This is a genomic window from Candidatus Poribacteria bacterium (genome assembly GCA_026702755.1).
Taxonomy (GTDB): Bacteria; Poribacteria; WGA-4E; order WGA-4E; family WGA-3G; genus WGA-3G.
Genome location: JAPPBX010000126.1, coordinates 1 through 19,416 on the forward strand (window position 1 = coordinate 1; position 19,416 = coordinate 19,416).

Here is a 19,416-nt window from a genome sequence, read left to right on the forward strand (position 1 = left end):
ACTTTCAAATTGGCGAAATTGAGTTCTTCGGCGATGATAGTTTTCCCGTAGACCCCAGAGCCAAACTCGCAACCACATGGGGTAGTATCAAAAAAGCCCGATAAGCGCAAATATCGGACATTTTCTAAATCGGAAACTTGAATCCAGTAATGACTTGGTTTGGGTTTCCGTTTTTCATATCCACTTTTGTAAAACTCCTTTCCTCAATAGGTAAATTTGACACCCTTTCCGATATTATGCTATAATTCCCGTCAAGAATACACACTTACAATCTTCCTATCCCTTTAGGGTTTTGCTTGCAAGCCCTTATGAAAAACATTATACGAGGTAAAAATTTGAGTATTGTTGTTCACGTCACACACGAAGCCATCCAAAAAATGGGGGGCATCGGGGCAGTTTTGGAAGGACTGCTAACAACCCACAGTTACAACGAAGCGATTGAGCGTACTATTCTCGTCGGACCGCTTTTCCCGGGTGCTGACCTCGGTGAACTCGATACCGTGCTCTATCGCGCAAGCGAAGGCATAACAGATACACCCCACGCAAGTGCTCTCAGTGAGATTGAGCAAACCTATCAGGTGGAACTCGTCTACGGACAACGGCAGTTTGTGGACAAAAATAAGCAAGTTACAACGCTCACCGATGTCATCTTGGTAAATGTATCAAGCAGTGATGAATCCCAGACTGGGCAGTTCAAATGGCAACTCTACGAGCATTTCGATATTGAATCAAATCGGTATGAGAGCGAATGGGAATTTGAAGAGTATGTCCGCCTTGCAGAACCGGCGTATGACGCGCTGAAGGTGCTTATCGGTGAAAAGGCAAATACGCCAGTATTCATCATCTCGCATGAATTTATGGGAATGCCGCTTGCGCTCAAAACACTCATTGAACGGAAGAACAGTGAAGACCCCGCGAATATGCGTACCGTCTTTTACGCCCATGAAGTGGCGACGATACGTCCTATCGTTGAGGGACATCCGGGACACGATATTCGCTTTTACAACGTCTTAGAACAGGCAAAAGCACAAGGACAATCTATCCACGATGTGTTTGACGATCCGTTTTGGTATTTCAAGCACGCGTTAATCGATAAAGCCTATCTCTGTGATACGATTTTCGCTGTCGGGGATCTCGTCGTAGATGAGCTCCGATTTCTGGCAAAGTCGTTTGAGGACTTTCCGATTAATCTCGTTTACAACGGTATCCCCGCGTTTGAGGTGAGCCTCCAAGAAAAGTTAACATCAAAGGCACTGCTCCAAAAATATGCGAAATCGCTGTTGGATTTTCGTCCCGATTACGTCTTCACACATGTAACGCGGCTCGTTAAAAGTAAGGGACTGTGGCGCGATTTACAAGTACTCATGCATCTCGATTCCCTCTTGGCTTCTAACGATAAAACAGCGGTGTTGTTTATTCTCTCCACAGAAATTGCGACCGGGAGACCGAATGAAAGCATCCATGAGATGGAGGAAGCTTATGGTTGGCCCGTGTATCATAAAATCGGGTACCCGGATCTCGTTGGCGCCGAAATTGAATTGAATAACGGTGTCTCTGCTTTCAATCTACAGTCCAAGGCAATCAAGGTTGTTTTCGTCAACCAGTTCGGTTGGACGCAAGCGGCTTGCGGAAAACGGATGCCGATAGAGATGGAATTCATGGACATTCGTAAAGGTAGCGACGCGGAATTCGGGCAGTCCATTTATGAACCCTTCGGGATTGCACAGGTCGAGCCTCTCAGTTTTGGTGCGATCTGTGTTGTTAGTAATGTGTGTGGGTGTTGCGGTTTTATTCAGCATGCCACTGACAATCGTGAAGTCCCAAATATCGTCATCGCAGACTATACGCAGCTGCATATCCCGCCGAAATCGTTGGACGATGTACTTCATATCGGTTTGGCGGAACGGAATGCGATTGAAACGGAGAATAGTCGAGATATTGCAGCGAAACTCTTGGGACGCTTGCCGCGTAAGCCTCGTGACGTAGAAGATATGCTTCGAGAAGGCTATGATATTGCGTCCCGCATGAGTTGGGAAGTCGTCGTTAAGGATTATTTTTTACCTGGATTAGAAAAGGCACTTTAAAAGTAGCAGGCATACTCCGTATGCCGTTCGCTGTAGATATACACTTTAAAAGCAGACATACTCCGTATGCCGTCTGGTGTAGATACCCTCTACGCATCATAATAATCATGTTCAACCTCTTCGATCCCAATAGTGACTTCCAAATTATAGCGGGTTCAAACCTGCCTCACTGGTTTCAACCGCAAGCAACCTACTTTATCACGTTCCGCACCGAGGACTCACTTCCAGCAGACGTAGCCCGACGTTGGCACGCCGAACGATCAACATGGCTTGCGCAACACGGAATTTCCACTTCAATACCGAATTGGAAAGACAAACTAGCGAGGCTCGAAAAAAAATTCCGTAAACAATTTCATGAAATGTTCTCACAGCGGTACATGGAAAATCTGAACAAGGGATTAGGCGCATGTGTTCTGAAGCAACCCAAACTATCAAAGATCGTAGCAGACAGTTTGTTATATTTTAATGGCAGTCGTTACCATATGGGGGACTTTGTGATTATGCCCAATCATGTTCATCTGTTGGTTTGTTTGTTAGGGGACACAAATCTTCTGAAGCAATGCCGTTCATGGAAGAAATTTAGTGCTGGTAAGATTAATAAAGTACTCGGACGGACAGGGCGATTTTGGCAGGAAGAAAGTTTTGACCATCTCGTACGTTCGCCCGAACAGTTCTGTGCAATCCAAGAATACATAAGAAAAAATCCAAGTCATCTTCAGAATGATGAGTACTTTTTGTACGAGATCTAAGGTAGTAGACACGCTCCGCGTGCGGTGAATCCATTGTATGCACTGTGATAGAGCGTGCCTACTACTCTAACCTATGAACTATTTTTAGTGGACGGCACGACGGAGCGTGCCTACTACTCTAACCTATGAACTATTTTTAGTGGACGGCACGACGGAGCGTGCCTACTACTCTAACCTATGAACTATTTTTAGTGGACGGCACGACGGAGCGTGCCTACTACTCTAACCTATGAACTATTTTTAGTAGACGGCACGACGGAGCGTGCCTACTACCATTAAGGAGAATATCAATGTCAAACCAAACTTCAACGGATGCACCGGTACCGATGACACCGGAACAGAAGTTTTTCTTCGATCTCCGCGGCTGGATTCTGTTGCCATCAGTATTATCGGAGCCAGAAATTGAAGAGATGAAAGCAGAAGTCTATGACGGTGCCAGACAGAGTTATCAAGGCGCACTTCAGACACTACTTGACCATCCGGCAATTGTAGGTGTTCTAAATGAAATTTTGTCCGAAGATCCGTTTGTACACGATGATTGCTACGGCTTTCGATGCGAAGGGTCATTTACGACTGTGAGACCCCCGGGTTGGAATGTGTCGGAACGTGGTGATAATGGTCTGCCGCACGTTGTACGTCCACCACAGCAGGCGAACGCGATGCGGTATCAGGTCGCCGGTGAAAAGATTTTTGCGGGGCTGACGCGTGTCGTGTGGGAACTCGAAGAGGTGAAGTCAGGACAAGGTGCTACCTCTTTCCTCAGTGGGTCTCATAAGGCACATTTCAACTACGGCGGTCCTGACAAGTATCGTCCGAATATCAGCGAATCACCGTGGGAAACGAACATGCGCGAGATGATGGATGACTACAGTTGCCCACCCGGTTCTGTTGTTATCTTCACGGAAAGCCTTATCCATGCGGCGAATGATTGGACGAATCCATCAAACCCTCGGTGTGCAGTTTTCAATTGCTACAATTCGATCTGGGCACAATGGCATCGGCTTAACCTGAGCCACGAGATTATTGAAACGATGCCACCAAAGCGGCAATCGTTGTTTCGGGGGACGTGGGCAATTGGTGGTGGCCCCGGTGGAAACCGCGAGTATTCGTTAGAAAATAATACGACGTGATAACAAGTTTCGGTTTGGCGCGCTCAAGACACGCGACTACAAACCGTGTCAGCAGCGCGCCTATCACGAAACGCACGTATAAAAAAAGCTGGAGTGTCTGGCTCCAGCAACCCAACATAGACATACCGTAGCGATAGAGGTCACGGTTGGCTGTCCCTATTTTTCCCGGAAGGAAAACACCGTCCATACAGCACGTATTCGGGCAAAGGTATCGTCAGAGAATAAACGCTGTTTGTTGCTAATCTGCGGCTTCACCACAAGTAGATTCTGTGGATGCGGGCTTCTCAGCTGGCGGTTCCGAGTCGGCAAACTTGTATTTGCCAGATTTTCGCATTTCCTCCCCTACTTTTTGGTAGTATGCAAGTAAACGATTAAGATCGTGTCCGCATTTTTCTGAAATTTTCATCCGCATTTCGCGAACTTCCTTAACTACCTCATTCATTTCTGTACTGCGAAGATCAATTTGCTTACCCATTTTATGCGGCACCTCCTAAGTAGTCATGTGGTGTTTTTAATTCTGGAGTTATTAAACCCAATTCCCTGTTTATGAATTTGATTTTTTTTCAGATACCAACACCAGCGCGCTTCGGGCGGGGACGTAAAGTTGGATTGACTGTGCCTGCCCCTCTATCGCAACATCTTGCCATGGATAATGTCTGTCCTCTACCGCACCGTAACCGCCATACACTGGGTCATCGGTGTTGAGGACAAGACGATAATCCTCTTTCTCAGGCACGGGAATACGCCAATCCGTGGCAGATTTACTTGGATGAAAGTTGAAGGCAAAGACGAGTCCACTCCGCGCGTAGACGATCTGTTTCGCCTCCTCGTGAATGCATAAAAACTGAATGTCTGCATCAGCAAGCAGATGGTAGGTTGCATCAAGGTGTTGCATCGCACGATCAAAGGCGTTGAGATGCTGGTACCGGAGTGCTTCATCGTCAACGAGATGCCATTGCCTACGCGCATACCAGTAGGAGTTATTGTTTCCTGCGCGTGGGAAATCGATCCACTCAGGATGTCCAAATTCATTTCCCATAAAGTTAAGGTACCCCTCGCCCCCTAAACTAAACGTCAGCAGACGGATAAGTTTGTGGAGCGCAACACCGCGAGAAACGAGATGACTCGTAGCGAAAACACTCATGTTCGTGTAAAGTTCAGTATCCATGAGTTGCATCGCAAGGGTCTTATCGCCGACAATCGCTTGGTCGTGGCTTTCGACGTAAGCGATGTGTTTCTCACCCACACGACGGTTGCGCAGCATGCCGTAGATCTCGCCGATGTGCCACGCCTCGTCCTGTTTCTCCTTCAACAACCGAATCCAGTAATCCGGGATACCCATTGTAAGCCGGTAATCGAAGCCGAGTCCGCCTTCTTGAATAGGACGCGCGAGACCGGGCATACCGCTCATGTCTTCAGCGATTGAAATAGTGTTGGGATTGACAGCATGGACAACCTCATTCGCCAACATCAGGTAAGCGATAGCATCCAGCTCAACATCGGTGTCAAAGTAATCCGCATAGCTGGTAAACTCCCGTTCTAACCCGTGGTCGCTATAGAGCATGCTCGTGACACCATCAAATCTGAAGCCATCAAACCGATAGGTTTCCAACCAATAGCGGACATTACTCAACAGAAAGCGTTGCACTTCGTATTTACTATAATCGAAACAACGTGAATCCCAAGCGACATGTTCACCTTTCGCACCGGCGTGGAAATACTGATGCCCCGTGCCATCAAAGTTGCTCAACCCTTCATTCAAATTTTTGACAGCATGGCTATGCACGAGATCCATGATAACCAGCAGCCCCATACCGTGTGCCGTATCAATGAGTGCTTTGAGTTCCTCTGGCGTACCGAAACGACTTGAAACAGCGAAAAAGTTGCTGACGTGATACCCAAAACTTGCATAATACGGATGCTCCATCACTGCCATCAGTTGCACAGCGTTATAGCCCAAATCCGCAATTCGGGGTAAGATATTCTGCGTAAACTCAGCGAACGTTCCAACTCTTTCCGCTTCTTGTGCCATGCCGACGTGCGCCTCGTAAATCCGCAATCCCTTGGTGTTGATGTCAAAATCGGGTGCGTGATGCTGCCACTGATACGGATGCGGGGGTGCCCAATACTGTCCGGTGAAATCCGCGTCCCCTTCCTGAACGACGCGCTGCACATAAGCGGGGATCCGGTCGAGTCCACCGAGTTCTGAGACAACATGTACCTTGACAAGGCTTTCGTGTGTGAGACGAGCGGCATAATCTCTGTCGGGCAAGAATAGATGCCACACCCCCCAATCATCGACAGACATTGGGTTGGCATCACGCGACCAGTCGTTAAAGTCGCCAATGAGGGCAAGAGTCTCCGCCCCCGGTGCCCATTCGCGATACCAGACACCAGTTTCCCCTTCATGTTTACCACGGTTGAAACCGAAATATCGATGTCCTTGGCTTATTTCACCTAATACACCACCGGTTTTCTCAACGTTTGCCTTGAAACGCCGATAACACGCAAACCGCTCACGCAGCTGTGTTATGTATGGTTTCAACAAAGGATCGGTTTCGATGAGGGCAGTGCCATCAGCCGTGTTTCCGTTTAAAAGTCGCTTTCCCATAATCTATCAATTTAGCATAAACCGACTTGTAATGCAAATCAGATGCATGATACTATGAGGACATGCGAAGACTTTTCTACCGAATAACGCTATGTTTCATATTCATCACGCTGACGGTATGTCACGTGCCCTACCTTGTGGCGGCCCCGTTTGAAATTCAGATGTTTGATGGACAAGCGAAAATAATACCACCCTACACACTGATTTCTGGGAAGCGATACAGGCTTCAGGCAGTCTCGACGGATAATAAAATATTTTCGGCACAATGGTTTCTCGCGGGGAATTTAGGCAGAATCACAACAGGCGATCAAGCCATACTGATAGCCGTTTTTGTGGGTGAGGGAGGCCTTGTCTGTCGCGTGAATGGCATGGAACAACGTATCAAGTTAAGCGTTGTTCCCGCGTCAAAAATTATCGGTAGCAGCGGCGGAAAGCTTCACAGTCCGGCAGGTGTGGAGATTTCATTTTCCAAAGGTGCACTCGCAACTGAACGAAAAATAGGGATAGAAATTGTACCACCGCCGGGGTTGCCTCCAGCAGCACAACAGTTGGTTCATGTCATCCGAATCTCACCTGAACGGCTTGTCCTGAAACGGGATGCACAAATCACATTCCTCTTTGGAATAGAGACCAAACCACGGCTCTATTTCTGGGAGATGTTCGCAAAAAAGTGGGTGCCATTACGAGGGAATGTAAATACGAGTCAAGGGAGTGTATCGGCTACCATCAATCACTTCGGGATTTATAGCTTGATGGCACCTGCACCAACAGATTTAGAGCGTGCTGAGCGTTTACAGATCCAGAACGTCACGCTTTCGCCGCGTGTGTTTTTCGCACCGGATAGGCATCGGCTGACAATAACGTATCAACTTAACGCGCCAGATGCGACGCAAGCATTCGTAACGATGGACATCTTCGATCTTCGTGGGAAACGGGTTCGGCGATTACTTGAGGAGGCACCTCACTATATCGGTTCCAATATTGCCCAGTGGGATGGGTTGACAGACGATGGTGTACTCGTCCGTAATGGTCGCTATTTCCTTGTGATTCATGCGAGGATGGGTTCACAGCGTGCGGCACAGCGGAAGTTAATCGTAGTCTTTAAATGAAGGGTCGAGAATAGAGAACTCCCTTTGGTGAAGGTTTTGGGTCCCTCGTTATACCATAGGGAGTTCTCTTTCGGTTTCTGTACCGTTTCACTTTATACTGGATTTATGTTCATGGGTTACGCGTCAAATGCCGGACGTACATTCGATACGCTGAATTTTCTGTTTGAAAATGCTGCGTCCGCTTTTCAAGCCTATATCAATTGTCTAACTCCTCCCACTGGGCGTATTTCTGGAGGGTTCGGATATCAATACCCAACGACTCAGCTGCCTCACGGAGTGAAGTGTATTGTCCAACACGCCTCCGTGCAACCGCTCGCAGAATTTGGTTTTGACTCATATTCTCTATATTGAGAAATTCCCGTTTACCACCGACTCTCGGAAGACCGGGAACCTGCAAGCTACGCCAAGGTTCCGGAGTCTGCGTCGCGAGTTCATGCATAATTATGTACTGGGTTTCCGGTGGGAGTGTATCCCATATCGCACGCTGCGTCTCCGACGGGAGTGCCTGCCATATAGAGATGAGCGTCTTAACGAATTCGGGATAGATTTCTGGAAAATCCTTGGATTCAAGCCTGTCAGCGGTTGCGAGCGCGACAGCTGTCTGAATAGTGCTTCTCAACTGACGGATATTCCCGGGCCACGCAGCCTGCTCAAGGCGAGCAAGAGCCTCCCGCGTAATCCCTGTAACATCTTTCCCATATTCGGAACTAAATTCGTCAATAAAAGCTGATACCAACGGCGCAATATCTTCTGGACGCTCCCGTAACGGTGGGAGGTGAAGCCTCATGCCCTTGAGGCGGTAATAAAGGTCTTCCCTAAATTCTTTTTTCGCAACAGCCTTTACAATATTTCTATTTGTTGCAGCAATAATGTGGACATCCACCGTCAAAACTTCATTCCCACCGAGACGCGTAAAGGTCGCTGTGTCCAAAACGCGTAGCAGCATCTTTTGGGCATCCAAGGGCATTTCGGGAATCTCATCTAAAAAGAGAATACCACCATTTGCTATCTCAAACGCACCCTGACGCTGTCGGATTGCGCTCGTGAACGCTCCTGCCTCATGCCCAAAGAGCTCACTTTGGAAAAGTTCTGTGGAGAATCTACCACAGTCGATCGCTATAAAAGGTTGGTCCCGTCGTGGACCGTTCTCGTGAATGTATCTTGCGATTGCTTCCTTACCAACACCGGTTTCGCCAGTGATGAAGAACGGAATGTTTGATCCCATTATTCGTTGAATTGTGTTATAAATTGCCTGCATCGGTACCGACGGCAATTCAATGAACACTGACTGCTGATTCATAATGTGCTCCTTAAAGTATACTATAAACAAGGACGAATATATTTAAGTTTGGGCAATTTTAATTCCTAAAAGCCGATTGCGGCACAGTGCGTCATTACCGTGTGCAAACCTTTTTTGGTTTTTAGAAACTATAATTGCGACGGTACAGAAACCGATTTTCCATAGCACATTGTGGTTTTCCATGCATTAACGCAAGATGCGGATTTTTAGTTGACATAATATTCGTGACTCGGTTGTACATACAACGCCAAGTGCGTCAAATGTGCATATATTGCCTTTTTTATAATAAAACCTGTAATTGTCTATACACCAACACAATGGCGAGGTTCCAAACCTCGCCAGCGGTGGTGGGGCTAAACGTGCATGTATTGTCTTTTTTTAGCCGTGTGGAATACAAGTCTTAGAAATAGACGCGAAATGAGGAAAAGAAAAGATTTGGATAACTGCCGAATTCAGATTGAAGTTGGGGGGAATCGCTGTTCTTTGGTCGCTTTCCAATGCTGACAAAACCGCCGACAGAGAGGTGAATATCCTCGGCGACGTTATACGCAATCTGTGGGGCAATGAAGGTCGACGGATCGGACAAGTTAAACAACATCTGTCCACTAAAACTAATTAGAGGTGTCAGTTGATGGGTGAATCCGGGGGCAAGATAGTGCCTCCCCAGCAGATAAACGCCCCCACTTGTGTAAGCCGGTTGCTCCAGATTGGTAAGGAAATCTTCGGGGTCCTTCGCGCCCGCGCCACTGAAATGATATTCGATAAAGGCGTAAGTCTCTCCGCCGAAACTATAGTCCAAACCGACGGAGGCGCGAAAATAGTTATCCGATATGTTGGGTTCGTCGTCAAACGGCTTGACAAGCACGTAAGCCATTTCTAACCAAGATCCTGCACCGCCAATGCCGCGCGCCACGTCCAAACCGACAAGCAGATTTTCCTGAAATTCCAACAATAGAAGTGAGAAATCCGTCTCGGCGGCATTTAATTGACTTCGGAGAAAGACAGCACTCTTTCCAAAATCGAAATTGTTGCCGAAGATGTATCCGGTATCCACCTCCCCCATCACACCCACCGGAATACGCATACGAATTGCGTCTACCCCAACGCGGTCTTCTGTGTCTAACTGGTCATAGGTGTAGGGAGCAATAACATCGGTCGGGTTTACGACGCGGGCACTCCCCCAAGCGATCGCGTCTCGACCTACGGAGATGTCCGCGAAATCTGTGCTGAACTGAACAGCAGCACGATCAAGGTTATGATAGATGCCGACACTGCCAACTGGTTCTTCTTCACTCGGATAGATCGGTGAGTCCAAATCTGCAATGCGATAACGGGACGAAGCAACACCGACAGCAATAGGAGACTGAGAAAAAAGTAACGGGTCTTGAACGCGCGGCGTAAAATCGTAAGCGAGAGCAAATGAAAGGGCATCCGCTGGCGCGTGGGAAAGATTGAGTCGTAAGCGGTTAACCACGACTCCCACCATGGATGCGTCTGGAAGCGGTGAATTGAATACTGTGGAAAAGTTTTTGTAGTAGCCACCGACTCGAAACTCAGCATCGGCGATCCCTGATAGTGGCGTTATCATCAAACAAATGATGAGCGTGAGAATTGTTCTCATTGAATGGTTCTCAAAAGAAAAGTTTTCAGTCAGCAGTTTCTTTAATCAATCAAAAATCCCTCTTAACCGATAACTGAGTACTGAAAACCGACAACTATTACCTCGCCTCATCAGTATCTATCCGCCCGTCGCGAAGCGTAATCAAACGCCTCGCACTTTCCATCACCATCGGATCGTGGGTCGAGAAGATGAACGTCATGCCCGTTTCGGCGTTGAGGTGACGCATCATCTCAAGCAGATCAGCACCGGTTTTTGAGTCGAGGTTCGCGGTCGGTTCATCGGCGAGAATAATCTGCGGTTCAGATACCATCGCGCGTGCAATAGCGACACGCTGCTGCTGTCCTCCCGAAAGCTGCGTTGGCACCCGATCCGCAACGCCGGTTAAACCGACAGATTCAAGCATTGTTATAACCCGCTCGTGCCGCTCTGCTTTCGGCACACCCGCCAAGAGCATGATGTATTCAACGTTTTCCTCAACTGTCAGCACAGGAATCAGGTTGTAAGCCTGAAAAATGAACCCGATGTTATCGCGTCTAAAATCAGAGAGTTCGTTGCCGCTCATCTCCGAAAGCACTTTACCAGCAAGCCACACTTTTCCGTCTGTAGGACTATCCAAACCAGAAATAATGTTGAGAAAGGTCGTCTTGCCAGAGCCAGAAGGACCCACAAGTGCTGTAAACTCTCCAGACTGGATGGTTAAGTCAACCCCATTAAGAGCGTTGACGGGAATCCCATCCGCTGCATAAACCTTCGTCACACCCTCAGTGACAATGACATCTGTTTTCTGAGCTTGTTGCATTTAAAAACTCCGTCGCATTGCGGCTGCTGGGGACATTTTGGCCGCGTACCGTGCAGGATAGAGTCCGGCAATGATCGTAAAAATAAAGAGCCATATCGGATAAAGAATGAACTGTTCAACCTTCATGATTGGGCGGATGAACTCCTGTATCGTTACTCCTGTCATTTCAACGCCGGTATAGTCAATGCCGACATGCGCAAAAACCGCCGTCAAAACAAAGCCGAGTATCATCCCGAGTCCAATACTAACGATTGCTAAAGCACCCGCCTCAAATAAGATGACGCGCGCCATTCCAAAAGGACGCGTTCCAACAGCGCGTAGAACACCAAATTCAAACATCCGCTCATATAACGACATAAAGAGCGTGTTGATAATCCCAAAGACAACCACCCCAAACAAGATAACGCCCATGATGTATTTGCTGTATTTTGTCATTTCCAATATCGCTGTTAATTGCGACATCAGTTCCGTCCAGCTTAAGACTTCGTTACCGTGTTGGGAATACGTCTCCCAAAACGGCAGTGCCGGATCTTGCGCGTGGGTTAGGGACGTAAATTTAATAGCGATTTCATGCACACTGCTACCAATGGCAAGCATCTCTTGCGCTTTTTCAATCCGCACGAACGCCATGCCGCTGTTCATCTCTTCGTCGACAAAGTGATAGATACCGGCAATCCGAAACATTTCTTGGGAGAGATCTCCGCTTTCGGCTTGTGCTACCGTCACGACCACCCGGTCTCCAAGTCCGATTTCTAAAATTTCGGCGAGTTTCGCACCGATAACAATATCGCGGCTGTTATCGCCTTCAAAATATGCGCCCTCCGTTATCGCGTCATCGATTTTGGACAAGAATTTCTCTGTCGGTGGATGTATCCCGACGAGGATAATGGCACTGACACTCGCCGGAGACGTAATCATCCCCGCAGCGAGTGTTCTTTGTGTGAAATGCTCAACAATGTCTTCCTTAGCGAGACCTTCAGTTACCTCATCAAGTGCTTGAATCGTCAATGAGACTTCCTGTGCGTCTCGAAAACCTTCCCGATGGATCTGTGCGTCGCCAAGGAAGGAGGCGGTAGCTGTCCGCACCATATTCTCGGTCATCCCGATCATCAACGCATCAACAAAAATCAGCGCAGCGAGACCGATACCGATCGCTATGGAGGCGATGAGTGTCCGCCGTTTATTCCGAAAGATATTTCGCCAAGCAAGTTTAATTAAAATCCACGACATAGTCTTTAGTTATCAGTTATCGGTTGTCAGTCGTCAGTTTGCCTTGCAGTGAGAGCTTTCAATGTTGGAAAGTATGCTAAAGTTTCAAAGTGTGCTAAAGTTGCAAATGCCTTGCGGTGAGAGTAACTTTACTAGAAGAAACACCCAAGCAAAAACACTTTAGAAACACTTCACGGACTTTACGAACTTTTTTAACTGAAAACTGACAACTATTTAGTGTGTCCGCATCGCGTTTGCGGGCATAATCCGAGCCGCTTTTATTGCAGGAAATAGACTCACAATTGTCGCTGATAGCATAACAGTCATAGCAGGAATAACCAGACACCGGACGTTGACTGCAGCGTACAACGTCTTGAGTTTCATACCGCCGAAACTAATTTCCTCGGGATATGTGATACCGTATATAGATAGCAGATAATTGGCTAAAACTCCAAGGAGTGCCCCAACACAGATGCTTCCAAGTGCTATGATGACGACTTCGCAAACGACGAGCCAGAAGATTTGCGCCGGTTTTGTCCCGACCGCCTTCAGCACGCCGTATTCACGCGTCCGCTCTAACACCGACATTAACACCGTATTGAGAACACCGATAGCGACAATCAGCATAATCACCCAGCGAGCAATGGCATCCCCTTGTTGATCGGTGCGCATGGCGTGATAAAAGGATTTGGCGACCACCTGCCATGGTGCAACATCAAGCGTTGAATCATTGAGTTGTGTTTCGATTGCGCTTGTAATTTTATCAACCCGGTTGATGTTTGACACAATCACGACAATCTCGTGGACGCGTCCCTCAAGCACAAGCAATTCTTGCGCATCTTCAATGTGTAGATAACACGCGACGCGATCTGTTATGTCGTCACCACTCTCTGCGATACCGACAATCTTATATAGGTCATTCGCAATCGAACCGTCAGCACCTTGCGAAACAATTACAATCTCACTACCAATCCTTGCAGAAAGAACTTTCGCCAAGTCTTTCCCAATAACAGCCTGATATGCTGGTATTTCTCCGAGTGTGCTGCCTTCAACGACTTTTTTATCAAAACGGGTTGCTTCGGTTTCGCGTGCAACGTCAATCCCGATAATTTGCACAGCCGTACTCTTTTCACCTACGGAACCGAGTCCGGCACCGTAGACACGCGGTGTCCATGCTTCAACGCCTGCAACACTCAGAATCGTTTCACCCACGGTAGAAGCGTTGTTGATCGTTTTGTAAAGCGACGGTTTATCAAGATACCCCTCGCGATGCACTTGAATATGTCCGATGCGGTTTCGTGTGAACATGGCGATAATATTGCCGTACGCGCCGTCGGTCAAACCAATGCTTACCGATAAGAGCATAAAACCGACAATCATTGCGAGGGCGGTCAGGATTGTACGCCGCTTTTGACGGAGAGTATTACGAAACGCAATTTTGAGTATCATAAAGTCGTATGCATAGTAGTAGGCACACTCCGTGTGCCGTAACCTATCTTCTTCTCTGTAGGTTTCGGCGTGTGAAGATTTTATCGTCGATGTCTGAATCGAATGTTGCGTTCAACCACCGGACAACCGTTTTATGTCCCTCTTTGTTCTGCGGAATCATCTCCATCACAGAGGGTGCGATTTTGTCACCAAAGGTCTTGATTTCCTTGAAATTCATCACCCGCATCAAGTTACCTTTTTCATCATAGAACCGCTGCCACACCGGTATATAATCCTTGGATTGTACTGCCGCAACAATCTTTCCCCAAACAATCGGAGAATCGTCCTTCGGTATGAGTTGGACATAGAGATGATCTGGAGCTGCGTCTTCTGGTGTAACGTACTGATAGGTGTAATCGTCGAGCATCGACGACTCCCGGACCAAGTCGTCATTCGTGAAATCGGAACCCATCCACGACCCCATCATCATCGACGGTGGGATCTTCATTGTTTTGTTCGTCTTCGGTAGGTAGTTCCACATCTCATTGCCGATACGTAGTGTCGCGACCCCTTGTTCCTTTTTCGGTGCGGTAATTCGGATAAAAGTTTTGTCCATCCCTCTCGTCCAGACTGTCATCGCGAGGGTGCGTTCCCAATGCGGTGTGACAATTTGCATCTCCATTTCGGCATGGCTCGTCTCACTCCGATAGAGCTGATCTATTTTTTTGACAACGGTTTCAACATCTGGAACGTGTTCATCGGCTCGCACGAATATACATAAGGGCACAGTCAACACAAACAAAAGCCATACCCCCAAACTTCGCGATTTGTTCTGTGTTTTATTTTTCAATTTCGCCATTTTCCAGTCATCCTTTCCAGTTTTATCCTATGCCTTAATAATATCACAAAATATCTTAAAGTTCAAGTTTCGGTAGGACTTGGGTGTGTAAATATTTTGTCAGCGATTCGTCCGTTGATGCGGCTTATGAAACATATCAAAGCCTCTTGGATAGGGAGAAGAAATTTTCGCTCCTACGAAAACCTTTAGTATCGCGTCTCAGACCGCATGACAACTGATTTGTCTGTGAATTTCGGATAATCAAGAATTCTTCTCCTTTCTTCTCCAAAATCGTTGTTTCTGTGCCGAGTTGATTGATGAAAACCTCGTTAAGGAAGATAGAGATATTGCTTGGAAAGACTTTTCTAAGCGTCTCGCCGCGGGGTTGTGTGAACCCTTCTTTGTCCTTTTTTGAAGTTTTCAGCGTTTTCATTTTTTATCCCTTTATATTTTTTGAGGCGTTGGGCATAACAACTATAGAAGTAGAAGTGTTTGAAGGATCGTGTTAGGTTCTGCAGAGGTGGTCTGCTGTGTGCTAACGGTTCAAATACATTATAGGTTATTATAGCATATATATCAACGTTAGTAAAGTTATAATAAATTTAGTTATCAGAAATATTCAATTGTCAAATTGTCTGAATCGCGGATTATTGCGGAAGCGGAGGTGTGAGATAATCCTATAAATCCTGATTCTGACAATTAACTTGCACCTCTCTAAAAAATCGGGTAAACTAAACAGATATAACCCTCAAGGAAAACAACGATGCCGCAAACACATATCAGAGCCGATGTCCAACGCGCCCTAAGTCAATTCACAAACGGCGAACTCCACGAAAACGCAATCCACCTCCTCAAGGTGTTAGGCTACCAAAGCCAACGCACACTCAACCGCGATACCAGCACAACCGAGGCATTTCTTGAAGATTTTGATCCTGACAACCTCATAAATCCAGAAAAAGCCTTACTGCACGAATGGCAGACGGCTGATTTCCTCTTCCAACTCACCGCTGACGAAATCAGACAACACACGCAAGAGACGTTCACCTTCAATGAGGATCCAGGCGTTGACGAAAGTATTTATCAATCCTACCTGTTTCTCGCTATCAGACTTAAAGGAGACACCTATTCCCGCACCGCACTCGCCAATATCACCCGCGAAATCAACAAGCTCTACGCCATACCTGCGATGCTAATCTTTCAATACGGACACGCGTTGACCTTTTCCATTATCAACCGCAGACCGAGTCAACGCGACGCTGCCCTTGATGTGCTTGAGAAAGTGACACTCATCAAGGACATTGACGTTGTGAATCCGCACCGCGCCCATCTTGACATCTTGGCAGAATTGTCGCTGGATGCCCTCTATCAGCAGCATGGGTTTACGAACTTCCTCGAACTCCATCAGGCGTGGCAGCGGACGTTGGACACCTCCGAACTCAACAGACGCTTCTTCAAAGAGATCGCCGATTGGTATTTCTGGGCAGTGGAGAAGGTGACATTCCCCCATGATAAGGGGGGACAGGGGGGTTCAGCCGATGCGGGTGACGATGTAGCTGTCCGCAATGCCACATGCATTATCCGCCTGATTACGCGGCTCATCTTCGTCTGGTTTCTCAAGGAGAAAGGACTTGTCCCGAGCACACTCTTTGATGAAGACGACATCGCGGCACTGCTCGCGGACGTTGACCCACAGGAAGGCACCTACTACAAAGCAATCCTTCAAAACCTGTTTTTCGCAACGTTGAATCAGGAGATGAACCCCCCTAATAAGAGGGGCAGGGGGGTTCCCCGCAAGTTCCGAGGCGAGGGACGGCAGCACTATAACATCACATCGCTGTATCGCTACAAACGCTATTTCAAGGATCCGGAGGCAGCACTTCACTTGTTTGAGACGATTCCGTTCCTCAACGGTGGTTTGTTTGAGTGCCTTGACAAACCCGCCCCGGACGACGCAAAAACGATCCTGCGAATCGACGGTTTCTCCGACAGAGAGGACAACCCGCTTTCGGTTCCAAATGAACTCTTCTTCTCCGAACCGCAAGCGGTCAATCTCAACGCCGTCTATGACACGAAAAATAGTCGATATACTGTGCGCGGTTTAATCCACATCCTCAACCGCTACAAATTCACCATCGCTGAGAACACACCGATAGAACAAGAAATCGCCCTGGATCCTGAACTGCTCGGACAGGTGTTTGAAAACCTGCTTGCAGCGTATAACCCCGAAACCGGCACGACTGCACGTAAACAGACAGGTTCCTTCTATACCCCGCGCGAGGTCGTCAACTATATGGTAGACGAATCCTTGATTGCTTATCTCCAAAACACAGTTCGCAGTAGGGCAATTCATTGCCCGTCAGAAACCAAACTTCGACACCTTCTTACCTACAACGACGAACCGCACCCATTCACCGATACCGAAACCGAGCAGCTCATCACCGCGATTGACACACTCAAAATCCTTGACCCAGCGTGCGGTTCCGGTGCCTTCCCGATGGGTATCCTCCACAAACTCGTCTTTCTGCTCAGCAAACTCGACCCTCGCAACGCACAGTGGCGACAACGGCAAATCGATAGGGTTCAAAACACCATCACAGAAGCAGAGAAAATCGACGACAGTGTTATCCGAGAAAGCACGATTGACGAATTAGAAGGCGAAATTGAAAACATCAACGAGGCGTTTGAACGCAACGAACTCGACTACGGCAGAAAACTCTATCTCATAGAGAACTGCATCTATGGTGTAGACATCCAACCCATCGCCACACAGATCGCCAAACTCCGCTTCTTTATCTCGCTGATTGTGGAGCAGAAAATCGACGATACGCGTGAAAATCGCGGCGTGCGTCCGTTGCCGAACCTTGAGACGAAGTTTGTCGCAGCCAATACACTCCTCGGTGTGGAGAAACCCGCACAGATGACCTTTCGCAACCCAGAGATAGACAGCAAAGAGAAGGCATTGGAAGAGGTCCGTCGCCGACATTTCACTGCTCGAACACCCAGAACCAAAGACCGATACAGACAACAGGATGCAACACTTCGCGCCGAGATTAGCGCGTTGCTGCAACAGGACGGGTTTCCGAGTGAGACAACGGAGAAGATTGCGGGGTGGGATCCTTACGACCAGAACGCTGCAGCGGATTTCTTTGATCCCGAATGGATGTTCGGTATCACAGACGGATTCGATGTCGTGATTGGCAATCCACCGTATGTCCGTCAAGAGAAAATCAAGGATCTCAAACCCACGTTGAAAAAACGCTATGCCTGTTACACAGGTGCCGCAGACCTCTACGTCTATTTCTATGAGCGCGGCCTGCAATTGCTGAATACAAGTGGCATCCATACCTTTATCTGTTCTAACAGCTGGCTGGATGTCAACTACGGCGCGCCGTTACAGAAGTATCTATTGGACAACACCACAGGTGCAGTTATCTGCCACAGTGAAGCGGAGCGTGAGTTTGAGAGTGCGGACATCAATACGATCGTAAGTATTCTCCACAACGGCACCCCCGATGCAGATTCTCAGATCCGTTTTCTAACCTTCAAAACGTTCATCGGCGACCCAGATATAGAGAACCGTCGGGAGCGGACGCGCACCTATACCGAGTTGGCACAAGCAGGCACGCGTGAAAACAAATACACCGGTGACAAGTGGGGTGGGAAATATCTCCGCGCCCCCGACATCTATTGGACGCTTCTGGAGAAAGGGAAAGATAAACTGGTACGCCTCGGAGACGTTGCGGAGGTACGTTTTGGCATCAAAACAGGTGCCAATGACTTTTTCTATCTTGATGCGGAACGGATTCAGGAATGGGGCATTGCGTCGGAATTTCTGAAACCTGTCATCAAGAGTCCGCGAGAATGCAAAAGCATCCGTGTAGACCCAAGCGAGTTGCAATTCAAGTTGTTTATGTGCCATGCGGACAGAGCGGCATTAGCAGGCACAGCAGCGTTGAAATACATTGAATGCGGTGAGTCGCAAGGGTATCATCAAAGACCGAGTTGCAGAGGACGGCCGCGCTGGTGGGATTTGGGTAAATGGGATTTTGCCGATTTGCTTTGGATTGAAACGATGCATGAGTCCTTTAAGGTTCATCGAAATGCACCATCTATCTATGAAAGTGACAAGTTTTATGGGATTAAATTTCAGGGTAACATTGACACCTTAACAGTTTTGCTCAATTCAACCCCTGTAATGCTTTTCAAACTTCTTTCGGGTTTCCATTCACTTGGAGGTGGAGGATTGAAAACTGCTGTTTATGAGGTTAAAGACTTTCACATTCTACAACCCGAATTGGTGGCATTCAATGAGGATTTGGTAAATACACTGATTCAGAGAGAAATCGGTACTATTCAAGAGGATGTTGAGCACCCAAACCGCCGCGCCCTTGACGCAATCATCTTTGATGCCCTCGATCTCACGCAAGGTGAACGGGATGGCGTGTATGAAGCGGTTGTGAATCTGGTGGAATCTCGCTTGCGGAAGGCGCGGAGTTTGAAAGGGAAATAGGGGTTGATATAAGGCTGCTAATTTTCTT

General features: G+C 47.7%; 14 protein-coding genes. 5 read left to right on the forward strand and 9 right to left on the reverse strand.

Going from position 1 to position 19,416, the window contains the following annotated elements; genetic code table 11:
• Window positions 1–308 precede the first annotated feature (308 nt).
• From OXH39_24660 to OXH39_24670, 3 genes are all read left to right on the forward strand, one after another.
• On the forward strand, window positions 309–2,084 hold the full coding sequence (locus tag OXH39_24660; protein MCY3553659.1) for a hypothetical protein: 1,776 nt from the start codon (window positions 309–311) through the stop codon (window positions 2,082–2,084).
• 20 nt (window positions 2,085–2,104) lie between these two features.
• Window positions 2,105–2,833 carry a hypothetical protein gene (locus OXH39_24665; GenBank protein ID MCY3553660.1) on the forward strand — a complete coding sequence of 243 codons (729 nt, stop codon included), beginning with the start codon at window positions 2,105–2,107 and terminating at the stop codon, window positions 2,831–2,833.
• A gap of 290 nt (window positions 2,834–3,123) precedes the next feature.
• A complete protein-coding gene (locus OXH39_24670; protein ID MCY3553661.1) occupies window positions 3,124–3,963 on the forward strand; it encodes a phytanoyl-CoA dioxygenase family protein in 840 nt (279 codons plus the stop codon).
• Window positions 3,964–4,201: 238 nt separating this feature from the next.
• On the opposite strand, the gene OXH39_24675 is transcribed toward OXH39_24670, so the two are convergent.
• Together OXH39_24675 and OXH39_24680 are read right to left on the reverse strand one after the other, a co-directional pair.
• On the reverse strand, window positions 4,202–4,438 hold the full coding sequence (locus tag OXH39_24675) for a hypothetical protein (protein ID MCY3553662.1): 237 nt from the start codon (window positions 4,436–4,438) through the stop codon (window positions 4,202–4,204).
• Between the two features lie 69 nt (window positions 4,439–4,507).
• Window positions 4,508–6,574 carry an alpha amylase C-terminal domain-containing protein gene (locus OXH39_24680; protein MCY3553663.1) on the reverse strand — a complete coding sequence of 689 codons (2,067 nt, stop codon included), beginning with the start codon at window positions 6,572–6,574 and terminating at the stop codon, window positions 4,508–4,510.
• Between the two features lie 62 nt (window positions 6,575–6,636).
• Here OXH39_24680 and OXH39_24685 point away from each other — a divergent pair, with 62 nt between their 5' ends.
• Entirely contained in the window at window positions 6,637–7,683 is a 1,047-nt protein-coding gene (locus tag OXH39_24685) for a hypothetical protein (GenBank protein ID MCY3553664.1), read from the forward strand.
• A gap of 196 nt (window positions 7,684–7,879) precedes the next feature.
• Here the strand turns inward: OXH39_24685 and OXH39_24690 are convergent, their stop codons facing one another.
• The 7 genes from OXH39_24690 to OXH39_24720 all read right to left on the reverse strand — a co-directional run bounded on the left by OXH39_24690 (window position 7,880) and on the right by OXH39_24720 (window position 15,311).
• The gene (locus tag OXH39_24690) at window positions 7,880–8,983 is read right to left on the reverse strand and encodes a sigma-54 dependent transcriptional regulator (protein ID MCY3553665.1); all 1,104 of its coding nucleotides are present in this window, start codon (window positions 8,981–8,983) and stop codon (window positions 7,880–7,882) included.
• Between the two features lie 400 nt (window positions 8,984–9,383).
• Window positions 9,384–10,604 carry a hypothetical protein gene (locus OXH39_24695; GenBank protein ID MCY3553666.1) on the reverse strand — a complete coding sequence of 407 codons (1,221 nt, stop codon included), beginning with the start codon at window positions 10,602–10,604 and terminating at the stop codon, window positions 9,384–9,386.
• A gap of 97 nt (window positions 10,605–10,701) precedes the next feature.
• Window positions 10,702–11,403, reverse strand: a complete 702-nt coding sequence (locus OXH39_24700; protein ID MCY3553667.1) for an ABC transporter ATP-binding protein — start codon at window positions 11,401–11,403, stop codon at window positions 10,702–10,704.
• A complete protein-coding gene (locus tag OXH39_24705) occupies window positions 11,404–12,633 on the reverse strand; it encodes an ABC transporter permease (protein ID MCY3553668.1) in 1,230 nt (409 codons plus the stop codon).
• Between the two features lie 213 nt (window positions 12,634–12,846).
• Window positions 12,847–14,061 carry an ABC transporter permease gene (locus OXH39_24710; protein MCY3553669.1) on the reverse strand — a complete coding sequence of 405 codons (1,215 nt, stop codon included), beginning with the start codon at window positions 14,059–14,061 and terminating at the stop codon, window positions 12,847–12,849.
• A gap of 43 nt (window positions 14,062–14,104) precedes the next feature.
• A complete protein-coding gene (locus tag OXH39_24715; protein MCY3553670.1) occupies window positions 14,105–14,899 on the reverse strand; it encodes an outer membrane lipoprotein-sorting protein in 795 nt (264 codons plus the stop codon).
• A 136-nt stretch (window positions 14,900–15,035) separates the two neighbouring features.
• Window positions 15,036–15,311 (reverse strand): hypothetical protein, encoded by a 276-nt coding sequence (locus OXH39_24720; protein MCY3553671.1) that lies wholly within the window; start codon window positions 15,309–15,311, stop codon window positions 15,036–15,038.
• Window positions 15,312–15,641: 330 nt separating this feature from the next.
• Here OXH39_24720 and OXH39_24725 point away from each other — a divergent pair, with 330 nt between their 5' ends.
• Window positions 15,642–19,388, forward strand: coding sequence for an Eco57I restriction-modification methylase domain-containing protein (locus OXH39_24725; GenBank protein MCY3553672.1), 3,747 nt, complete (start codon window positions 15,642–15,644; stop codon window positions 19,386–19,388).
• Window positions 19,389–19,416: the final 28 nt, after the last annotated feature.